The 19,901-nt window shown below is 72.3% G+C and carries 21 protein-coding genes and 1 tRNA gene; 9 read left to right on the top strand and 13 right to left on the bottom strand.

All coding sequences use genetic code 11. The features are described from left to right. Positions 1 to 16: 16 nt before the first annotated feature. From ACGFZW_RS19660 to ACGFZW_RS19635, 6 genes are all read right to left on the bottom strand, one after another. Entirely contained in the window at positions 17 to 370 is a 354-nt protein-coding gene (locus ACGFZW_RS19660) for a DUF202 domain-containing protein (RefSeq protein ID WP_393894405.1), read from the bottom strand. A gap of 3 nt (positions 371 to 373) precedes the next feature. Further along, positions 374 to 784: a YidH family protein gene (locus ACGFZW_RS19655; RefSeq protein ID WP_393894404.1), complete on the bottom strand. Its 411-nt coding sequence runs from the start codon at positions 782 to 784 to the stop codon at positions 374 to 376. Between the two features lie 42 nt (positions 785 to 826). Then, the gene (locus ACGFZW_RS19650; protein WP_393894403.1) at positions 827 to 1,360 is read right to left on the bottom strand and encodes an NUDIX hydrolase; all 534 of its coding nucleotides are present in this window, start codon (positions 1,358 to 1,360) and stop codon (positions 827 to 829) included. A gap of 80 nt (positions 1,361 to 1,440) precedes the next feature. After that, positions 1,441 to 2,235, bottom strand: coding sequence for a glucose 1-dehydrogenase (locus ACGFZW_RS19645; protein ID WP_393894402.1), 795 nt, complete (start codon positions 2,233 to 2,235; stop codon positions 1,441 to 1,443). Beyond that, on the bottom strand, positions 2,232 to 2,888 hold the full coding sequence (locus tag ACGFZW_RS19640) for a TetR family transcriptional regulator (protein ID WP_393894401.1): 657 nt from the start codon (positions 2,886 to 2,888) through the stop codon (positions 2,232 to 2,234). The genes ACGFZW_RS19645 and ACGFZW_RS19640 overlap by 4 nt, the downstream gene beginning before the upstream one ends. Positions 2,889 to 3,517: 629 nt before the next feature. Beyond that, entirely contained in the window at positions 3,518 to 4,405 is an 888-nt protein-coding gene (locus tag ACGFZW_RS19635) for a DMT family transporter (RefSeq protein ID WP_393894400.1), read from the bottom strand. A gap of 209 nt (positions 4,406 to 4,614) precedes the next feature. On the opposite strand from ACGFZW_RS19635, the gene ACGFZW_RS19630 reads away from it, so the two are divergent. Then, positions 4,615 to 6,270 carry an FAD-binding dehydrogenase gene (locus tag ACGFZW_RS19630; RefSeq protein ID WP_393894399.1) on the top strand — a complete coding sequence of 552 codons (1,656 nt, stop codon included), beginning with the start codon at positions 4,615 to 4,617 and terminating at the stop codon, positions 6,268 to 6,270. Positions 6,271 to 6,297: 27 nt separating this feature from the next. On the opposite strand, the gene ACGFZW_RS19625 is transcribed toward ACGFZW_RS19630, so the two are convergent. Next, positions 6,298 to 6,939: a ScbR family autoregulator-binding transcription factor gene (locus ACGFZW_RS19625; protein ID WP_393894398.1), complete on the bottom strand. Its 642-nt coding sequence runs from the start codon at positions 6,937 to 6,939 to the stop codon at positions 6,298 to 6,300. Positions 6,940 to 7,461: 522 nt separating this feature from the next. On the opposite strand from ACGFZW_RS19625, the gene fabG reads away from it, so the two are divergent. The 5 genes from fabG (at position 7,462) to ACGFZW_RS19600 (ending at position 11,971) form a co-directional block, all read left to right on the top strand. After that, on the top strand, positions 7,462 to 8,169 hold the full coding sequence (gene fabG / locus ACGFZW_RS19620; protein ID WP_393894397.1) for a 3-oxoacyl-ACP reductase FabG: 708 nt from the start codon (positions 7,462 to 7,464) through the stop codon (positions 8,167 to 8,169). 211 nt (positions 8,170 to 8,380) lie between these two features. Then, positions 8,381 to 9,136, top strand: coding sequence for a molybdopterin-dependent oxidoreductase (locus ACGFZW_RS19615; RefSeq protein WP_393894396.1), 756 nt, complete (start codon positions 8,381 to 8,383; stop codon positions 9,134 to 9,136). Beyond that, complete coding sequence (locus tag ACGFZW_RS19610; RefSeq protein ID WP_393894395.1) at positions 9,120 to 9,770, top strand: cytochrome b/b6 domain-containing protein; 651 nt, start codon at positions 9,120 to 9,122, stop codon at positions 9,768 to 9,770. Before ACGFZW_RS19615 ends, ACGFZW_RS19610 begins: the two co-directional genes overlap by 17 nt. A gap of 162 nt (positions 9,771 to 9,932) precedes the next feature. Continuing rightward, on the top strand, positions 9,933 to 10,676 hold the full coding sequence (locus ACGFZW_RS19605; RefSeq protein ID WP_393894394.1) for a helix-turn-helix domain-containing protein: 744 nt from the start codon (positions 9,933 to 9,935) through the stop codon (positions 10,674 to 10,676). Beyond that, complete coding sequence (locus tag ACGFZW_RS19600; RefSeq protein ID WP_393894393.1) at positions 10,673 to 11,971, top strand: MFS transporter; 1,299 nt, start codon at positions 10,673 to 10,675, stop codon at positions 11,969 to 11,971. The genes ACGFZW_RS19605 and ACGFZW_RS19600 overlap by 4 nt, the downstream gene beginning before the upstream one ends. Positions 11,972 to 12,051: 80 nt before the next feature. Here ACGFZW_RS19600 and ACGFZW_RS19595 read toward each other — a convergent pair whose 3' ends face one another. The 3 genes from ACGFZW_RS19595 to ACGFZW_RS19585 all read right to left on the bottom strand — a co-directional run bounded on the left by ACGFZW_RS19595 (position 12,052) and on the right by ACGFZW_RS19585 (position 14,641). After that, positions 12,052 to 13,185, bottom strand: a complete 1,134-nt coding sequence (locus ACGFZW_RS19595; protein ID WP_393894392.1) for a sensor histidine kinase — start codon at positions 13,183 to 13,185, stop codon at positions 12,052 to 12,054. Next, positions 13,182 to 13,952, bottom strand: a complete 771-nt coding sequence (locus tag ACGFZW_RS19590) for a response regulator transcription factor (protein WP_393894391.1) — start codon at positions 13,950 to 13,952, stop codon at positions 13,182 to 13,184. The genes ACGFZW_RS19595 and ACGFZW_RS19590 overlap by 4 nt, the downstream gene beginning before the upstream one ends. Before the next feature lie 287 nt (positions 13,953 to 14,239). Further along, positions 14,240 to 14,641: a (2Fe-2S) ferredoxin domain-containing protein gene (locus ACGFZW_RS19585; RefSeq protein ID WP_393894390.1), complete on the bottom strand. Its 402-nt coding sequence runs from the start codon at positions 14,639 to 14,641 to the stop codon at positions 14,240 to 14,242. A gap of 144 nt (positions 14,642 to 14,785) precedes the next feature. On the opposite strand from ACGFZW_RS19585, the gene ACGFZW_RS19580 reads away from it, so the two are divergent. Beyond that, the gene (locus ACGFZW_RS19580) at positions 14,786 to 16,231 is read left to right on the top strand and encodes a cytochrome P450 (RefSeq protein ID WP_393894389.1); all 1,446 of its coding nucleotides are present in this window, start codon (positions 14,786 to 14,788) and stop codon (positions 16,229 to 16,231) included. A 263-nt stretch (positions 16,232 to 16,494) separates the two neighbouring features. Here the strand turns inward: ACGFZW_RS19580 and ACGFZW_RS19575 are convergent, their stop codons facing one another. The 3 genes from ACGFZW_RS19575 to ACGFZW_RS19565 form a co-directional block, all read right to left on the bottom strand. Next, positions 16,495 to 16,917, bottom strand: a complete 423-nt coding sequence (locus tag ACGFZW_RS19575; RefSeq protein WP_393894388.1) for an NUDIX domain-containing protein — start codon at positions 16,915 to 16,917, stop codon at positions 16,495 to 16,497. 44 nt (positions 16,918 to 16,961) lie between these two features. Continuing rightward, on the bottom strand, positions 16,962 to 17,636 hold the full coding sequence (locus ACGFZW_RS19570) for an HAD family hydrolase (RefSeq protein WP_393894387.1): 675 nt from the start codon (positions 17,634 to 17,636) through the stop codon (positions 16,962 to 16,964). Positions 17,637 to 17,790: 154 nt separating this feature from the next. Continuing rightward, a tRNA-Leu gene (locus ACGFZW_RS19565) sits at positions 17,791 to 17,878 on the bottom strand. Between the two features lie 308 nt (positions 17,879 to 18,186). Between ACGFZW_RS19565 and ACGFZW_RS19560 the strand changes: the two genes are divergently transcribed. Then, the gene (locus tag ACGFZW_RS19560) at positions 18,187 to 19,512 is read left to right on the top strand and encodes a M20/M25/M40 family metallo-hydrolase (RefSeq protein ID WP_393894386.1); all 1,326 of its coding nucleotides are present in this window, start codon (positions 18,187 to 18,189) and stop codon (positions 19,510 to 19,512) included. Between the two features lie 141 nt (positions 19,513 to 19,653). After that, positions 19,654 to 19,887 carry a chaplin ChpH gene (chpH, locus tag ACGFZW_RS19555; RefSeq protein WP_393894385.1) on the top strand — a complete coding sequence of 78 codons (234 nt, stop codon included), beginning with the start codon at positions 19,654 to 19,656 and terminating at the stop codon, positions 19,885 to 19,887. Positions 19,888 to 19,901: the final 14 nt, after the last annotated feature.

Below are 19,901 nucleotides of genomic sequence, written 5' to 3'. Positions count from 1 at the left end.
CGCGCGACGGGCGCCTTCAGGGCAGCAGGATCGTCGCGCCACCCACCGCCAGCGCCAGGGTGCAGCCGACCAGCAGCAGCGCGGTCCGCGGGGGCATACCGGGCGGGCGGCCGCCGGCCATCGCCTGCATCCTGCGGTGTGCGACGGCGACGAAGACGATCCACACCAGCCCCATCAGGAGCACCAGGACCGCCTCCACGGCACCCGGGGCGTCGCTCTGGATCAGTTGCCTGCCGGCCAGCACCGCCACGGCCGTGCAGGACAGCGTCGTACGTCGCCATGCCAGCCTGGTCCGTTCCGGCTGCAGCCCGGGGTCCCGGTCCGGCTCCGGCTGCCGTGCCCCGGCGCCCTGCGCCTGCCCGTCGCCCATCGGCTAGCGGGTCCGGCCCAGCAGCACCAGCACGACCATCGCCACCGCGAGCGCCCCGACACCCAGCGCCAGCACCGAGGGGAAACGGGACGTCGGCAGGTCCTCACCGCGTCGCATCGCCCGCTCGCACCGCACCCAGTGGTTGACCGCCCGGAGCGCGCAGAGCGCCCCGCCCGCCAGCAGCGCGACGGTGAACGTCACCCGCAGTGCCTCGTGCAGTCGGGGCAGGAACTGATCCACCGCGAACCCGCCGCCGACCAGTGCCAGACCGGTACGCAGCCAGGCGAGGAAGGTGCGCTCGTTGGCGAGCGAGAAGCGGTAGTCGGGTGTCGAGCCCTCCTCGCGGACCCGCCCGGGGGAGAACCAGAGCCGCACGGCCGCCGCCGTCGCCCGCAGCCCGTCGGTGAGGATCATGCCCAGAACCCTACCCACCGGTTGGCTTGCCCGCCGGTGCCATCAGTGGGCCCCGCCGTCCCGGTGGGCGAGCAGCTGACGCCAGGCCGCCATGCCGTCCGGCGTCCACGGCCACGCGTCGAGCCGCCCGGCCAGCTCGTCCTCGGTCACGAAGGCATGCCAGTCGATCTCCGACTCCTGCGGGGCGACCGGCAGCGTGCAGCGCACCTCGTACACCGCGGACCACCAGGTGTGCTCGGGCGTCTCGTACAGGAAGGTGAAGAGGTGCTCCGGCTGCGGCAGGCCCTGGACGCCCAGCTCCTCCTCCGCCTCGCGCAGCGCCGCCTCGTCGTAGGACTCCCCGGTGCCGACCACGCCCCCGACGAACATGTCGTAGTGCGAGGGGAAGACGAGCTTTTGCGGTGTGCGCCGGTGCACGAAGATCCGGTCCTCGGCGTCCCGGGCGAGGACGAACGCGCAGCGGGTGCGCAGCCTGCGGGCGTAGGCCTCACCCCGTGGGGCCTGTCCCACGACCTGATCGTTCTCGTCGACGACGTCGAGGATCTCGTCCGCGTTGAGCGGCTGCTGATCGGTCATGGGGCCATGCAATCACCCCCGGCGGCGGCCGGTCCCGCCGGGGATGCGGGGCCCACGGGCACGGCCTTGCGGGCGAGCGCTCACTGCCCCATGACGTACTTCAGCGTCGGGCCGGTGGTCCAGCCGCCGTCCACGGCCAGCTCGGCGCCGGTGACGTAGGAGGCGGCGTCGGACAGCAGGAAGACCACGGATCCGGCGATCTCGTGTGCCTCACCGACCCGGCCCATCGGGGTGTTGGGGTACTTGCCCTCGCCCGGCTCGATGCCGACCTCGGCGGTCATCGGCGTGTAGGTCATACCGGGGTGGACGGAGTTCACGCGGATCCGCGCCGTGCCCAGCTCCACCGCACCGATCTTGGTCAGGCCGCGCACGCCCCACTTCGACGCGCCGTAGCCGCCGGTCAGCGCCAGCCCCATCAGCCCGGCCGCGGAGGAGATGTTGACGATCGAGCCGGCGCCGCGCTCCCGCATGGCGGGGATGACGGTCTTCATCCCGATGAAGACGCCGGTGAGGTTCACGTCCAGGACCTTGCGGAAGAAGTCGACGGAGACCGACTCCAAGGGCGCCCCGGTGGATATCCCGGCGTTGTTGACCAGGCCGTCGATACCGCCGAACGCGTCCACGCAGAACTCCGCCACCCGCTGCCAGTCCTCCTCGGACGTGACGTCATGGGGGAGGAAGCGGGCCCGCTCGCCGAGGCGGGCCGCCGTCGCCGCGCCCTCTTCCCGCAGCACATCGGTGAGCACGACCCGGGCCCCGGCCGCCACGGCCTGCTCGGCGGCGGCGGCGCCCAGTCCGCGCGCGCCGCCGGTGATGATGACGGTCTTGCCGGCCAGGCCGGCAGCGGGGGCGGGTACGGGGGTGGCGTCGGTCATGAAGCGCTCCTTGAAGGCGGGGTCGGGCCCGGGGCGGCGGCAAGCAGGAACGCGACCGTGGTCCCGGTGAGGTCGGCGAGGAAGAAGTCCTCGCCGGTGAGGGGCGAGGCACCGTCGAGGTGGTGCCGGGCGCGGTCGGCCATCGCCGCGCCGATGAGCGTCAGCGCCAGGTCCAGCCGCTCCAGCCGCAGCGCCTCGGGCAGCCCGGCCGCGACGAGGGCGTCCTCGACGCGGCAGATCAGCTGCCAGTAGGCGGTGCCGGCCAGTGTGGGGTGCGGAATCCGGGTGCGTACCCCGCTCTCGTGGCTGAGCTGGGCGGAGATCCGAAGACAGCGCCGCCCGCGGTCGTCGCGCAGTTCGGTCGCCTCCGCGGTGACCAGCGCGCCGATCAGGTCCCTGAGCGAGGTCTCGCCCGTCATCGCGGTCAGCAACGGCTTCAGCGCGGCCTCGGTACGGGCCAGCCGGCCGGCCATCACGGCGTCCAGCAGACCGGCACGCGAGCCGAAGTGGTACTGCACGGCCGAGGGGTTGCTCTGCCCCGCCCGCCGCACGATGTCGCGGGTCTGGGCACCGTCCACCCCTTGCGCCGCGAAGACCTCCTCGGCGGCACGGAGCAGCTTCTCCCGGGTCTCGGGTCCTGAAGTCCTGGCCATGAGCGCACTCTAATGCTGGCCATTATTAAAGAGCGAGCCATCGGGAGAAGGAGGAGGCATGGGCCGAGGTGCGGTTCCCCGGCGGCGAGTGGTGCCGCGGGGTACCGGGGCGGGCACGGGGGAATGGCTTAGCGCGCGGCGGCGGTCCAGCCGGGACCTGGCGGCCCACCGAGACCAGCGAGCGCCCGGTCCCCTCGCGCAGCCCGCCTCGGCGCGGCCGCATCCCCGCGCGCCCTCGGCCGCGCCCCGAACGCCGTGGTGCTACGGCCGTGCGGACGTTGGGCCTCGACAGGAGGACCCCACCGGTCAACCGGGGCCGTCCCAGCACTCGGCGCCCGCCGCGCAGCATCGGGCTCCCGCCGGACGGCAGTCGGCGTCAGCGCCACCGGAGTCCTCGCGCGCCCTCGGCGGTCGCGCGCCCGTCCGCGTAAGCGCTACCGCCGGACGGCATTCCGGCGTCGCCGGGCGGCAGCCTGCTTCAGCGCGGCTCCCACTCCCGCGCGCCCTCGGCCGCGCGTTGGTACGCCTCGGTGCCACCGCCGATGGGCAGAGTCAGGCGGACGGCTCCCGTCCCGGCGGGCCCACCGCCGCCCGGGCCCGCCGAACCATCGGCCGGCCCGCACCGGCGTTCAGTGCGGCTGCAGCTCCCGTGAGTTCTCGGCTCGGCCCGCGCCCGGTGGCATCGCGGGGTGGCTGCCGATCAGGACGATGCCCGTGACGACGGCCGCTATCCCCGCCCCTTCCCAGGCCAGTGCCCCGGGAGTGACCTCCAGCCGGTCGCCGAGGAACCCGACCCCGCAGGCGATGCCGGCCAGCGGCTGAGCGGCGGTCAGGGCGGGCAGCGACATCCGCAGTGGCGCCGTCTCGAAGGCGCTCTGCACCAGCACCAGTGCCAGCACCCCGAGCACCACGATCGCGTACGGCTGCCACGTGGTGAGCAGGGCGTTCCAGCCCCCCTCGCCGAACCGCTCCCCGCTCATCCTGGTGAGCGCGTCCTGCAGGCCGTAGATCAGCCCGGCCGCGACGCCCAGCAGCGCGGCCTCCACACTTATCCGCGCCCGTTTGGCCAACGCCGCGAGCAGCAGGGCGGTGCCCAGCACCATGCCCATGATCAGCCAGTGCCACATCGATTCGGTCTCGCTGGTCCCGCCGCGTGGCCGGCCCGCCACGATGAAGGCCGTCACCCCGCCCGCCAGCAGCCACAGCCCCGCCCAGCCGCTGCGCCCGAGCCGCTGCTTGGTCAGCCGCCTGGCCAGGGCCATCGCGAACAGCAGATTGGTCGCCAACAGCGGCTCCACGAGGGTGATGTCGCCCATCCCCAGCGCCACCGCGCCCAACGACATCCCGATCACCATCAGGCCGATGCCCGCCAACCAGCGCGGCATCCGCACCAGGTCGAGCAGCAGCCGCAGGGAGAGGAAGTCCTTCATCGGGGCGTGCTGCGCCGCGGCTTGCTGGAGGACGAATCCCAGTCCCAGACAGCAAGCCGCACCAAGGGCGAGCAGTATCACCGTCACGTCGCACACCTCGTATCGCGCGGGGCGGGGGATGCGCCTGAGGATAGTCATCCGCCGGCGTCGGTGGAGTGGCCCTGGTCACCCACCATTCTCCCGCTCACCCGTGCGTACCACCCGGTAACAGCTGTTGACGGCCGTGGCCGGTGCACTGAAGATCGTGTGCACCACGGCGGCCAGGTCGTCCGGCGTGTCCGGTGAGGAGAGCTGAGATGGCGTACGACGCTGATGTGATCGTGATCGGGGCGGGGCTTGCGGGGCTGGCCGCCACGGCGGAGCTGGTGGACGCCGGGCGCAAGGTCATCCTCCTCGACCAGGAGCCCGAACAGTCCCTCGGCGGACAGGCCCACTGGTCCTTCGGCGGTCTGTTCCTGGTGGACACGCCCGAGCAGCGCCGGCTGCGGATCCGCGACAGCCACGACCTGGCCTGGCAGGACTGGCTCGGCACGGCCGGTTTCGACCGCCCCGAGGACCACTGGCCGCGCCAATGGGCGGAGGCGTACGTCGACTTCGCGGCGGGGGAGAAGCGCTCCTGGCTGCACCGCCAGGGCCTGCGCATCTTCCCCGTCGTCGGCTGGGCCGAACGTGGCGGCTACGGAGCCACCGGGCACGGCAACTCCGTCCCCCGCTTCCACATCACCTGGGGCACCGGCCCCGGCATCGTGGCACCGTTCGAACGCCGGGTGCGCGCCGGCGCGGCGCGCGGCCTGGTGGACCTGCGCTTCCGCCACCGCGTCACCGGCCTGTCGCGCAGCGCGGGCAGCCTGGACACGGTCAGCGGCGAGATCCTGGAGCCGTCCGACGCCGAACGGGGTACGCCCAGCAGCCGCGAGGTGACCGGTTCCTTCGAGCTCCGGGCCCAGGCCGTGATCGTCACTTCCGGCGGCATCGGCGGCAATCACGACCTGGTCCGCGCCAACTGGCCCGAACGGCTGGGCAACCCCCCGCAGCAGATGCTCTCAGGGGTGCCCGCGCATGTGGACGGCAAGATGCTCGGCATCACCGAGGCGGCCGGCGGCCGGATCATCAACCGCGACCGGATGTGGCACTACACCGAGGGCATCGACAACTGGAACCCGATCTGGCCGAAGCACGGCATCCGGATCCTGTCCGGGCCCTCCCCGCTCTGGCTGGACGCCCGGGGCAAGCGCCTGCCCGTGCCGCTGTTCCCCGGCTTCGACACGCTCGGCACGCTGGAGCACATCATGCGCACCGGCCATGACCACACCTGGTTCGTGCTCACCCAGAAGATCATCGAGAAGGAGTTCACCCTCTCCGGCTCCGAGCAGAACCCGGACCTGACCGGGAAGAGCATCCGGGGCGTCCTGGGGCGGGCCAGGGCGGGCGCGCCGGGACCGGTGCAGGCGTTCATGGACCACGGCGCGGACTTCATCGTCGAGCGGTCGCCGGCCGACCTGGTGCGGCGGATGAACGAGCTCACCGGGAAGCCGCTGATCGACGAGGCCGCGCTGCGCGGCGAGATGGTGGCACGGGACCGGGAGATCGCCCACCCCTTCACCAAGGACCTCCAGGTGACGGCGATGCGCGGCGCCCGCAAATTCCTCGGCGACCGCCTGATCCGCACGGCTGCCCCGCACCGCCTGCTCGACCCCAAGGCCGGGCCGTTGATCGCCGTACGGCTGCACATCCTGACCCGTAAGACGCTCGGCGGTCTGGAGACCGATCTGTCCTCGCGCGTACTGGCCGAGGAGGGGTCTCCCGTCCCGGGCCTGTACGCGGCGGGCGAGGCGGCCGGCTTCGGTGGCGGCGGCGTCCACGGCTACCGCTCGCTGGAGGGCACCTTCCTCGGCGGATGCCTCTTCTCCGGCCGCACGGCGGGTCGCGCCGCGGCCAAGGCGGTCTCCTGACGGAAGGCCCGGGGGTGGGCCGGCCCCCTAGGCCGCCGACGAGCTCTGCACGACCTTGGCGTGCGCCTCGGCGGAGGCCAGGCCCAGCAAGGGGATGATCGGGGGGTGGGCGAGGGTCGGGATCACCGTCTGGAAGAACACCGTGAGCCAGTGCTGAAGGGGAGACGGACCGCGCCCGGCCGAGAAGGCGTCCGACATCAGCTCGATGCCGGCGAACGACCCCACGATCATCTCGGCGACATCGCGACGCGCGGTCCTGCTCTCCATGGTCGGCAGGAGTTCCCCCCGGTCGTGCGCGACCGTCAGCAACTCCTCGACGTACTCCGTCCACATCAGCATGGGCTGCGCACGGTCCAACTGGTTGGCGCCCTGCTCCAGGGTGAGACGTGCGGCGGCGCGCTGCACCACGTCCGTCTGCAGCCGGTCCACAAGGGTGTAGCCCGCCGTCATGAGTTCCCGGAGCTTGATCGCGTCCGGCTCGACCCTGATCTCGTGGACGTGCTCGGTGAGGAGGGTGTCGGCGAGCGCCTGCTTGTCCGTGAAGTGGAAGTACAACGCGCCCTTGGTGACGTTCGCTTCTCTCAGGATGTCGGCGATTCTGGCCTTGTCGTAGCCGTTCTCGGCGAAGACCTTGGCGGCGGCTTCGAGTATCACTCGCCTGGTTGCCATCGCGCGTTCCTGCTGAACCACAGGGCGCCTCCCGTCCGTCGAGGAATGTCAGGTGAGCAACTCGATGCTCACGTCATTGGCAGACCACCAGTCGTCTTCGGCCGAGCCCGGAAACAGCAGAACGTACCTGGTGGTGCGCAGCGTAGCCGTGTCGGCCGCCTCGTGAGAGGCGGGGCCGAGGGGCTCGCCACGGGGACGGACGGGCTCACGCGGCGGCCGCCCGGGTATCGCGTCGGCCAGGGTGGCCGGGACGGCCGGGGTGAGCGGAAAAATTGGCCGGTGCACCCCTGGTGGTGACAGCCCCGACCTGATCGCGACGCCCGCGGTGCGACGCTCTACCGTTGCCAGCGCGGTCGCCCTGACGCCCTGCGCGCCCCCGGACGCGGTTCGAGACATCGGACGGGACCACCCAGGGGTGTCATGGACACCGCAGGTGCCGCGCGGGGGCGATCCCTGCGGCGGGCCCTGCGCACCGCCGCTCCACCGTCCCCACCCGACATGTCAGACAAAGGAGTTACCCGTATGTCCCGATCCGTTCTGGTGACCGGAGGCAACCGAGGCATCGGCCGGGCTGTCGCCGAGACGTTCCGCGACGAGGGCGACAGGGTCGCCATCACCTATCGCAAGGAGGACCCGGCGATACCCGGGGTGCTCGCGGTGCGCTGCGACGTCACCGACAGCGAACAGGTCGATGCGGCATTCGACGAGGTCGAGGCCCGGCACGGCAACGTCGAGGTGCTCGTCGCCAACGCGGGCGTCACCGCCGACAACCTGCTCGCGGACATGTCGGACGAGCAGTTCCGGCACGTCTACGAGACCAATGTGGCGGGCACCTTCTACGTCGCCCGGCGCGCCGGCACCGCACCGATGCCGGACGGCGGCCGCATCATCGCGATCTCCTCCGCCATCGCCCCCTACGGCGCCTACGGCCAGGCCAACTACGCGTCCTCCAAGGCCGGACAGATCGGGCTGGTCAAGTCGCTGATGCGCGAGCTGGCTCCGCGGGGGATCACCGTGAACGCCGTCCTCCCGGGTCCCGTGCAGACCGACATGTACGACGAGCTCTCGGAGGAGGCCAAGGCCGGTCATCTGCGGAGCATCCCGCTGGGCCGCTGCGGTCAGCCCGAGGAGATCGCCGGAGTCGTGGCCTTCCTTGCCTCGTCCAAGGCCGCGTTCATCAACGGAGTGGCGCTGCCCGTCGACGGCGGGGCGCTCGGCCACCTGATCTGATGCGTCCTCGGCGGTCGTACGCCTGAAAGGCGGCGGGTCCCTGCCGGCCACGGAAGGGGCCCGCCGCCTCCGCGGCGTGCCCCGGCCCCGGGGGAGCGCCAGGTCCGGCCGCCGGCATCGCCGGTGCGCCACCTGACGCCGCCGATGACGAAAGTCTGACGCCGTGGCCCGGGCACTGGACCGGGAGGCCGTACGGTGTTCGAATCCAAGAGTGACAAAGGACGCGATTCCGGCCCGCCCGGCGGACGGCGACGGCGAGGACGGGCGCGGTACACCCGTCGGCCGCCGCGTCGTGCTCGGCATGCTCGGGGCGGGCGCCGCGGGAGTCGCCGCGGCCCCCTTCCTCCAGCGTGCGTACGACAGCACCCTCGGCGCCGCCGCCCAGAAGGACCCCACCGGGCTCTCCGGCCTGCTGCCGGCCGGCGGCGGATTCCGCTACTACTCGGTCACCGGCTCGGTCCCGCCCAAGGACGAACGGACCTACCGGCTCACGGTCGACGGCCTGGTCCGCCGGCGCGTCACCTACCGCCTCGACGACCTGCGCCGGCTCCCGCAGACCCGGCTCGTCCGCGACGTGCAGTGCGTCACCGGCTGGCGGGTGCCCGGCACCCCCTTCGAGGGCGTGCGCCTGGCCGACCTCCTCGACGACGCGGGAGTCCGCCCCCAGGCCAAGGCCGTCCGGTTCACCTGCTTCGACGGTGCCTACAGCGAGTCCCTCACCCTCGAACAGGCCCGCCGCAGCGACGTCCTGGTGGCCCTGCGGATGCAGGACAAGCCGATCGGTCACGCGCACGGCGGACCGGTGCGTCTTTACGTGGCGCCCATGTACTTCTACAAATCCGCGAAGTGGCTCTCCACGATCACCCTCACCGAGCGCGTGGAGCCCGGCTACTGGGAGGAGCGTGGATATGACGTCGACGCCTGGGTCGGCAAGTCGAACGGACGCGACGATGCCCCGACCACCTGAGCGCCCGGCGGCCGGCCGCATCGCCCGCTTCACGCCCGCCGAACACTGGGTGCACCGCGCCACCGCCACCCTGATGGCGCTCTGCGTCCTGACCGCGGGCTGCCTCTACCTGCCCTTCCTCGCCGAACTCGTCGGCCGGCGCGCCCTCATGGTCACCGTCCACGAGTGGTCGGGCGTCCTGCTGCCGGTGCCCCTCCTGCTCGGCCTCGCCTCGCGAGCCCTGCGCGCGGACCTCACCCGGCTGAACCGCTACGGTCCCCACGACCGCCACTGGCTGCGCGCGTCCCTCCGCCGCCGGAAGCACCGCACCGGCGCCCGCACCGCCGGCAAGTTCAACGCCGGTCAGAAGGTCTACGCCGCCTGGATCGCCGGTGCCGTCCTGGTCATGATCTGCACCGGCCTGCTGATGTGGTTCACCCACCTCGCCCCGCTGGTGTGGCGGACCGGCGCCACCTTCGTCCATGACTGGCTCGCCCTCGCCGTGGTCATCGTGATCGCCGGCCATGTCTGGATGGCGTTCGGCGACCCCGAGTCCCGCCGGGGCATGCGCACCGGCCACGTCGACGCGGACTGGGCCCGGCGCGAGCACCCCCTGTGGGATCACGAGAAGGACCACCGGAGCGAGGACCGGTAGCAGGGGGAGCGGCCGTGGGACCGGCAGGGGAGACCGCCGCGAAGGTGATGGCGCAGGCGGCGCCCATCAGGCCGGGCGTTCCCAGGCAGCGCGTTCCTGTATCGAGAACATCTTGCAGAGAAACCTCTGCAAAGGAGTCTCGGCATCTTCTACTCTGTCGGCATGACGGAGTCTCCCGAGCCACCCCGGACACCTGCCGAAACGCGCCCCGTCCGCCGCCTGGACGCCCGTAGCCTGCGGGGCCTGGCGCATCCCCTGCGGATGCGCATCCTCGAGCTGCTGACCCTCGACGGCCCCGACACCGCCACCGGCCTCAGCCGCCGCGTCGGCGAGAACACCGGCACCGTGAGCTGGCATCTGCGCCACCTCGCCGACCACGGATTCATCGAGGAGGAGACGGGCCGCGGCACCAAGCGGCAGCGCTGGTGGCGGGCGGTCGCGGTCTCCCGCCACCTGAACACGACGGAATTCCGCGACGATCCGGATGCCCGTGGTCCGCTCTCCGTCTACGTGCACGAGCTCGTCCAGCAGCACTTCCACCGGGTCGCCGGCTACCTCGCCGAGGACTGGGACGCCGACTGGCGGGACGCCGGCACCATCGCCCAATGGCACGACCTGCGCCTGACCCCCGGTCAACTCGAAGCGCTCAACGCCGAGATGACGGCCGTCGTCGACCGCTACCGGCAGGCAGCTGCCGCCACCGGCGAGCCCGTGAACGAAGACGATCGCGCCGGCACGAGCGCTTCCGGGAAGCCGGAAACCCGGCCCGTCATCGTCCAACTCCAGTCCTTCCCCCGCAAGGAACGTGCGGAGCACACCGCGGCTCCGGAACAGCCGGACGGGCGGGACGGCGGAGAGCAGCCGGGGCGCGACGAGCCGCGTCGCCCGCGGGAAGACGGCCGATGAGCGGGCTGCTGCGCCGCGACCGGGACTTCCGGCTGCTGTGGTGCGGCGAGACCTCCGGGAAGTTCGGCGCGGCGGTCACCCATGTGGCCATGCCGCTGGTCGCCGTCTCCACCCTGCACGCCGACACCTTCGCGGTCGGCCTGCTCGGCGCCTGCGGCTGGCTCCCCTGGCTGCTGATAGGGCTGCCGGTGGGCGTCTGGGTGGATCGCACACGCCGCCGTCCGCTGATGCTGTCCGCCGCGGCACTGTCCCTGACGCTGTTCGCGGCCGTGCCGGTTCTGGCCTGGCTCGGTGGGCTGGGGCTCGGCCTGCTGATCGTCGTCGCGCTGCTCGCGGGGTCCGCCTCGGTGGTGTTCCAGACCGCCTACAGCGCCTACCTTCCCACTCTCCTCCCACCGGCCGATCAGGCCGAGGGCAACGCCGCACTGCACGGCAGCGCGTCCGCGGCGCAGATCGCGGGACAGGGCGCCGGCGGCCTGCTCGTCCAACTGGCGGGCGCGGTCAACGGATTGGCCGCCCAGGCCGCGACCTTCCTCGTCTCGCTGCTGTGCCTGCTCGGCATCCGCCACCGCGAACCGCGGCCGACGGGGCCGACGGGCGCGCCTCGGGCACTGACCGCGGAGGTCGCCGAGGGCCTTCGGCTGGTCGCGGGTGACAAGTGGTTCCGTACGCTCACCCTCTTCGGCGCGTCGTCCAACCTCGCGCTCATGGGCTACCAGTCCCTCCTGGTCGTCTTCCTGGTGCGCGAGGTCGGTCTGTCGCCGGGGGCGGTCGGTGGCCTGCTGGCACTGGCCGGTACGGGCGGTATCGCCGGCGCCTTCGCCGCCCGCCGGCTGGCGAACCGCCTGGGCACCGCCCGCGCCATGCTGGTGTGTGAACTGGTCCTGCCCACCGGGGCATTGCTGATCCCCCTCACCGGCCAGGGTGCCGGCGCCCTGTTCTTCGCCGCGGGCAGCTTCTGTGTCTCGGCGGGCGTCGTCGCCGGCAACATCGTCAAGGCAGGCTTCCAGCAGCGCTACTGCCCGCCGGCCCTGCTCGGCCGCCTCGTCGCCAGCACCTCCTTCCTCAACTACGGGACGCTGCCGCTCGGCGCCCTTCTCGGTGGCGCGCTCGGCGGGGCGCTGGGACCCCGCCCCGCGATGTGGATCTTGACCGCCGGTGTCCCGCTGGCCGCCCTGATCCTCCTGTTCTCGCCGGTGCGCAGGGTCCGGGACCTGCCGCTCGCACGCCCGGAGGCGGGCCGGAATCCCGATACGCCCGGCCGCGACGGGACTGCCCCGCTGCCGGGGCGATGAGGTCACCGCTCCCGGTGCCGGTGCTCACGCCCCGCCGACGGCGAGCCCCCAGGAGCACCGCCACCGTCCGCCGGGGAGCCTCACGCCACGGGCGGTTCCGCCGCCGGGAGATCCACCTCGAAACGGCAGCCCGCGCCGGCATTGCGGACCGTCGTGCGCCCCTGGTGGGCTTCCACGATGCCGCGGACGATCGCGAGCCCGAGACCGGCGCCGCTCTTGCCGTCCGCGCGGGGTGTCCGGGCCGGGCCGCCGCGCCAGCCGGTGTCGAAGACCCGCTCCAGGTCGCCCGGCGGGATGCCGCCGCAGCCGTCCTCGACGGCGAGGACGACCCGGCCCGCCTCGTGCCGCGCGCTGACCGCGACGGTGCCGTCGGCCGGTGTCGCGCGGATGGCGTTGACCAGCAGATTGCCCAGTACGCGGGTGATCTGCTGGGCGTCCACCCGTACCGGCAGCGGCACCACCCCGCCGTCCACCAGCCGCACCCCGCTCACCCGCGCCAGCGGCCGGGCCCCCGCGAGCGCGTCGTCCACCAGGTCGTACACCGACACCCGCGACAGGGTCAGCGCCAGCGCCCCGGCCTGGATGCGGGAGAGTTCGAAGAGGTCGTCCACCATCGCCGCGAGCCGGTCGACCTCCACCCGCATCCGGGAGTGGTAGCGGGCGGTGTCCTCGGCGACGCCGTCCTCCAGCGCCTCGGCCATCGCCCGCAGCCCGGCGAGCGGGGTGCGCAGATCGTGCGAGATCCCGGCGATCAGATCGCGCCGCGAGGCGTCCAGTGCCCGCTCCCGCTCGCGTGCCTCGGCGAGCCGCCCGCTGGTCTCCTCCAACGCGGTGGACAGCGCGGCGAGTTCCGCGGTCGGTGGCTCGGCGGGCGCCACGAACCCGCCCTCGCTGCCGACCGTACGGGCCGACCGCGCCAGCTCCCGGCTGCCCGTGGCGACCCGCCGTCCGAACAGCAGGGCGGCGGCCAGCGAGACCACCCCGGAGACACCGACCACCGCCATCACCACGCCCAGGTCGTGCCCGGACAGGAACATCGCCTGCGCGACCGCGACGGTGCCCGCCGCCATCGAGGCCACCGCCAGGGCGGCCACCGCGAACAGGGAGACGGCGACGGAGCGGCGCCGCAGTACCCGTACCGCGGGTGCGGCGAGCAGGCCCACGAGCAGCGCGCCGAGCGCCGCAAGGCCCACGATGACCAGGAAGTCCGTCATGACGGCGACCCGCCTTCCGCGGGGTCGAAGCGGTAACCGGCGCCCCACACCGTCGTCACCAGGCGCGGCGCGGCCGGATCGTCCTCGACCTTCTCGCGCAGCCGTCGCACATGCACGGTCACCGTCGACAGGTCACCGAACTCCCACCCCCACACCCGGTGCAGCAGCGCCTCCCGGGAGAAGACCTGTCCGGGGTGCCGCATCAAGAAGACCAGCAGGTCGAACTCCCGGGCAGTGAGGGACAGTTCGCGACCTCCCCGGTCGGCCCGCCGGCCGCCCGGATCCGCGCGCAGGTCCCCGCACCGCAGGACCGGGGCGGGGGCCGCGGGCGGCGGCGCCGACTCCGCCCGCCGCAGCACCGAACCGATGCGCAACACCAGCTCCCGCGGGCTGAACGGCTTGGTCACGTAGTCGTCCGCCCCCAACTCCAGGCCGAGGATACGGTCGGCCTCCTCGCCCCGCGCCGTCAGCATCACCACCGGAACGGCGGGGCCCTCGTCGGCACGGCGCAGCCGCCGGCACACCTCCAGGCCGTCGATGCCCGGCAGCATCAGGTCGAGGACGACGAGATGGGGGCGGAAGGCCGCGGCCCGGTCGAGGGCGGCGAAGCCGTCGGCCGCGTGCTCGGTGGTGTAGCCCGCGCGGGAGAGGTAGCCGGTCACGACTTCGGCGACGGTTGGATCGTCCTCGACGACAAGGACGCGCCGCGGCGGTCCGTGCGACGGGGTCGGGGACGGAGGGGGCTCGGGAGGCGTGGCTCGGTGCACGGGGTCAGCGTGCCATTCCCGGCGCGGAGCCGTGCGAGGCGTCGTCGCTTGCGGGGGCGTACGGGGCGGCTTCCCCGGGGCGACCGGCATTCTGAGCACCCGGGGGCGCCGGATGCCGGCGTCCCCGGGGCCGTCCCAGGCCGCCCGTCCCCTCGGCCGGCCGACTGTCCAGGTGGTGCGTCATGGTTCCAGCAAACACCGGCGAGGCGCCGCGGCGTGCGGCACGGACTCCTGCCGTAAGACTCCGGTAATCGCATGGTGCCGCGGCCCGCCCCGGCTGCTCCGCGTCAGCTCTCCAAGCCCTCCCGCACCCGCCGCGACACCTTGATCGCGTAGAGGTCGAGCACACCCGGCGGTTCGGCGAGACCTGGACCGCCCGCGCGGATCCACGCGGCGATGTCCGCGAGCGCGTCGTCGTCGTTGACGAGTCCGAGCCAGACGGGGCGCCCGCCCGCGGCCCGGCCCGCCGCCGACGGCTGGACCACGACGACGTTCGCCTGGTCGCAGACGTCCAGGCACTCGGAGGCCCGTACCGGCGCCGCGCCGTCGAGCGCCGCGCGCAGCCTGGGTATCTGGCCGGCGTGGTCGACGCCCGGGATCTTGGACGCGTCACCGCAGCAGCAGCCGCGGCAAACGGTGACCCGGCACGGGGACGCGGTGGCCGCACGGCCGGAACGCTGGGAGCTCATCCGCACCATGCTACGTGCGGCGATCCGGCGGCCCGCCCCGCGCCCCCGGCCCCGCGCCACCCGCACCCGCCGTCCCGCCGGCCCGTCTCGAACGAATGCCCCAACCCGCGGTGCGGGGCACGTTTTTGGGATAGGAATCGGAATATGACGCTCACCGATTCCGATCGCACTCCCGGCCCCGGCTCCGACGGTGGAGCCGCCACCGACATCCCCGGGCCGGCCGGTCTGCCGTTACTCGGTTCGATGCTCGACCTCCGCCGCGACTCCCTGAGCGCCTTCGTCCGCGCACAGCGCGAACACGGCGACGTGGTCCGCCTCCAAGCGGGCCCACCAGGTCTGCGCAGCGTGTTCCACGCCGTCTTCTCGCCGGCCGGGGTCCAGCAGATCCTCGGCACCGAGGCCGCCAACTTCCGCAAGGACCACCCCCTCTACGAAGAGGTCCGGCAGGCGTTCGGCAACGGTCTGCTGACCAGCCAGGACGAGGACTACCTTCGCCAGCGGCGGCTGGTGCAACCCCTGTTCACCAAGCGCCGCGTCGACACCTACGCGGCGGCCGTGACGACCGAGGCGGACGCCGTCGCCGAGCGCTGGCGGACCGCGGACCCGTCCGGCGTCGACCTGGTCCCCGAGATGAACCGGCTGGCACTGCGCACGGTCTCCAGGATCCTTTTCGGTACGGACGTCGAGGCCGCCGTCGACGTCATCCACCGGTGCGCCCCGGTCATCAACGCCTATGTCGTGCGCCGCGCCTACGCTCCCCTGAAGGTCCCGCGCGACTGGCCGACGCCCGGCAACCGCAAGGTGCAGGACGCCTCCGCGGAATTCTCCGCCGTCTGCGACCGCATCATCGCGGAACGGCGTGCGGCGTCCGGGACCACCGGGGACGGTGGCCGCGCCGCGGACGGCGACGACCTCCTCTCGCTCCTCGCCGATGCGGGCAACGAGGAGGACGGCTCCCTGGACGCCACCGAGGTCCGCGAACAGGTGCTCATCTTCCTGCTCGCCGGCCACGAGACCACCGCCACCTCCATGGCCTTCACCCTCCACCTCCTCGCCAAGCACCCCGAGGAGCAGGCACGGGTCCGCGAGGAGATCGACCGCGTACTGGCGGACCGCGAGCCCACGGCCGAGGACCTGGAGCGACTGCCGTGCCTGACCCGGGCGTTCAAGGAAGCCATGCGGCTCTATCCGGCCGCGCCGGTCGTCAGCCGCCGAGCCGTCGAGGCCACCGAGATCGGGGGCTATGTCATCCCCGCGGGTGCCGATGTGGTGGTCGCGCCGTGGGTGACCCACCGCAGCCCCGACCTGTGGGAGGACCCGGAGCGCTTCGACCCGGAACGCTTCACCCCCGAGCGCGAGGCGGCACGGCACCGCTACGCCTGGTTCCCGTTCGGCGGGGGCCCGCGCGCATGCATCGGCCAGCACTTCTCCATGCTGGAGTCGGTGCTCGCGATGGCGACGCTGCTGCGCGCCCACGAACTTGAGGCCGTGGACCAGGAGGTGCCGGTCGCGGCCGGCATCACCCTCCAGGCGACCGGCCCGGCCCGGGTACGCCTGCGCCCCCGCGACCTCGGCTCCGAAGGAGGGTGAGCGGACCCTGCTGCCGGGCCCACGGCCCCGCGACAACCGGGGCAGCCGTCCGGCTGCGGGGCCACTGCCCGTCCCGTCGCCGGAATTCGGTTGCCGAGCGCCGTTCCCGTGGGCCATGCTCCTGCGCATGACCTACAGGAAGGGCGGTTGCCGCCCCACCCGTTGACCGCGCGGACGCCGGGCCCGATCCCGGCTTCCGCCCCGTCCACCGGTCGCACCGACTCGCACCGCCCGTGACAGGGCCGTCCGGTCCTACGCGACCGTCATGCCGGCCGGGCCGCGAAGAGCGCCAGGCTCGCCCCGCACTGCGAGTGCAGCGGCGCCGGCAGCGCGTCCGGCGCGAACCACTCCCACGCGTCGAACTTGTGCGGCTCGCCGAGCTCCACCTCACCAGGCTCCACCCGGACCGCGAAGACCACCGCGACCCAGTGCGAGTGCACCGGATCGCCGCGCAGCACATTGCGCACCCCGATCATGTCGATGCGGAGCGGCCGTGTGCCGTACTCCTCGTGCACCTTCCGGGCCACAGCCGCCTCGAAGGTCTCCCCGAACTCCAGCGCCCCTGCCCCGCAGTCCCATGTCCCCGGCTCGTCCCTGGCGCCGCTGCTCCGCCGCGCCAGCAGCACCCGCCCTGCCTCGTCGTGGCACACGAAGACACACGACACCTTCGGCTCCGACCCGCTCACACCAGCCCCCTCGACCACCCTGTGCTCCTCGCCTGTGCCCCGCCTCAGAAGTGCCGCAGCAACTCACCGAACGCCGACAGCCGAAGGACCTTCTTGTCGTCCGGATCCACGTCGCCGTGCTCCAGCACCCAGGTGTGCTCGTGCGGAATGAAGACCGCGTTCAGTCCGGCCGCGCGGGCCGGCAGGATGTCCGACTTCGGGGAGTTCCCGATCATCCAGGTCGAGGCCGGCACCAGGCCGTGGACCCGCACCAGCTCCTCGTACGTCGAGACGTTCTTCTCCGCCACGATGTGCACGTCCCGGAAGTACGGCAGCAAGCCGGATGCCGCCACCTTCCGCTCCTGCTCCTCGGTGTCGCCCTTGGTCAACAGCAGCAGCTCGTGCCGCCGGGCCAGCTCCGCCAGCGTCTCGGCCACCCCCGCAACGAGCTCCACCCGGTCGTGCGCGAAGGCCGCCGCCCACCCCGCGATGCGGGCCGTCTCCTCGGCCGTCGCCGCCCGCTCCCGCAGCCGTGCCACACACTCGCCGAGGCTGCGCAGGAACACCTTGCTGCCGTAGCCGTGCGTCAGGGCGTTCGCTGCCTCGATGTCGTCGAGGACGGCCCGCACCCCGGCCCGGTCGAGCTCGGGATGCGCCATCCACTCCAGAAACTCGTCGATAACCCGCTCGAAGATCACGTTGTTCTCCCACAACGTGTCATCCGCATCGAAGATCAGCACTCGCCCGCCCCTCCCACGCTCCACCGACCTGCGCACCCTACGCACGCCCGGCGGGCCCGCGCACCGGAATATCGCGGGGGGACGGGCGCGACCCGCCGCCGTGGCCGGGCGCCCAGGGAAAAGCAAAGGACCCCAGATGAACTGGGGTCCTGACTGGTGTCCGAGGGGGGACTTGAACCCCCACGCCCGATAAAGGGCACTAGCACCTCAAGCTAGCGCGTCTGCCATTCCGCCACCCGGACAAGGTGTCTGTCGTCGCGGCTGCGCCGTTCCGACGTGGAAAACAATAGCAAACCTTCGGCGGTGGTCGATCACCCACTCTTTTGGCCGGGGGAGGGGCTGTGACCAGGGCATGTCGGGAGTATTGCGGCCTTGGGCACAGCGGCCGCGAGGTGGAGGATGGCGGTGGACCCCCGCCGCGGTGCGGGCTCCCATGAGGAGCGCGACGCGGCCGTGAACCATGAGGAGGCAGTGTGAGCGAGCCCGGCGAGCGAACCATGGCAAGGTGCGAGCCCCGCGGATGCGGGGCCGAGCGAAGCGAGGTTCAGGCATGAGCGAGTCGCAGCCGACCCGTACGGTCACCGGCGAGGACGAGGTCGTCGACCTGTGCCGGGACCTGATCAGGATCGACACCAGCAACTACGGCGACCACTCGGGCCCGGGTGAGCGCGCGGCCGCCGAATACGTCGCGGAGAAGCTCGCCGAGGTCGGGCTGGAGCCGCAGATCTTCGAGTCGCACCGGGGCCGCGCCTCGACCGTTGCCCGGATCGAGGGCGAGGACCGCTCCAGGCCCGCACTGCTGATCCACGGCCACACCGACGTCGTGCCCGCCAACGCGGACGACTGGACCCACCACCCGTTCTCCGGCGAGATCGCGGACGGGTGCCTGTGGGGCCGCGGCGCGGTCGACATGAAGGACATGGACGCGATGACGCTGGCCGTCGTCCGTGACCGGATGCGCACCGGCCGCAAGCCCCCGCGCGACATCGTGCTGGCCTTCCTCGCGGACGAGGAGGCGGGCGGGAAATACGGCGCGCGCTTCCTCGTCGACAAGCACCCCGGCCTCTTCGAGGGCGTGACGGAGGCGATCAGCGAGGTCGGCGGCTTCTCCTTCACCGTCAACGAGAATCTGCGCCTCTATCTCGTCGAGACGGCGCAGAAGGGCATGCACTGGATGAAGCTGACCGTGGACGGCTCCGCCGGACACGGCTCGATGATCCACCGGGACAACGCCATCACCGAACTCTCCGAGGCCGTCGGGCGGTTGGGTCGGCACGAGTTCCCGGTGCGGGTGACGAAGACCCTGCGGGCCTTCCTGGACGAGCTCGGGGACGCGCTGGGCACCGAACTCGACCCGGAGAACATGGACGACACGCTGGCCAAGCTCGGCGGCATCGCCAAGCTGATCGGCGCCTCGCTCAAGAACACCGCCAACCCCACCCAGCTGGGTGCGGGTTACAAGGTCAACGTCATCCCGGGCCAGGCCACCGCGCATGTCGACGGCCGCTTCCTGCCCGGCTACGAGCAGGAGTTCCTGGCCGACCTGGACCGGATCCTCGGCCCGCGCGTCAAGCGGGAGGACGTGCACGCGGACAAGGCCCTGGAGACCACCTTCGACGGCGCGTTGGTCGACGCGATGCAGTCGGCGCTGCAGGCCGAGGACCCGATCGCGCGCGCGGTGCCGTACATGCTCTCGGCCGGCACGGACGCGAAATCCTTCGACGACCTCGGAATCCGCGGGTTCGGCTTCGCGCCGCTGAAGCTGCCGCCGGAGCTGGACTTCGCCGGAATGTTCCACGGCGTGGACGAGCGAGTGCCCGTGGACGGCCTGAAGTTCGGTGTACGCGTGCTCGACCGGTTCATCGAACAGAGCTGAATTGGGCGCGGGTTTCCTGCCGTCCGCGCCGACGTAGCTGAAACGGGTGAATGCAACGGTGTGTTCGTAGCTCAATCGCTCCGGCCTCGTTGGAGTGAGTGCGGTCCGCGGCTGGGATCGCATTGCCTACAAGGAGGAATAATGATCAAGAAGATCGTCGCTGCTGCGGCAGTCACCAGTGGCCTTGTGCTCGCCGGCGCGGGCCTGGCTGTTGCCGATTCGGGTGCCCAGGGCGCGGCCCTGCACTCCCCGGGCGTCGTCTCCGGCAACGTCGTCCAGGTGCCGGTCCACGTTCCGGTGAACGTCTGCGGCAACACGGTCAACGTGATCGGTCTGCTGAACCCCGCCTTCGGCAACAAGTGTGTCAACGACTGACGTTCACTGACGTT

This window comes from Streptomyces sp. NPDC048248 (assembly GCF_043201875.1).
Classification (GTDB): domain Bacteria; phylum Actinomycetota; class Actinomycetes; order Streptomycetales; family Streptomycetaceae; genus Streptomyces.
The sequence above is the reverse complement of the archived record's forward strand: the minus strand, read 5'-3'. Positions and strand labels throughout refer to the sequence as shown.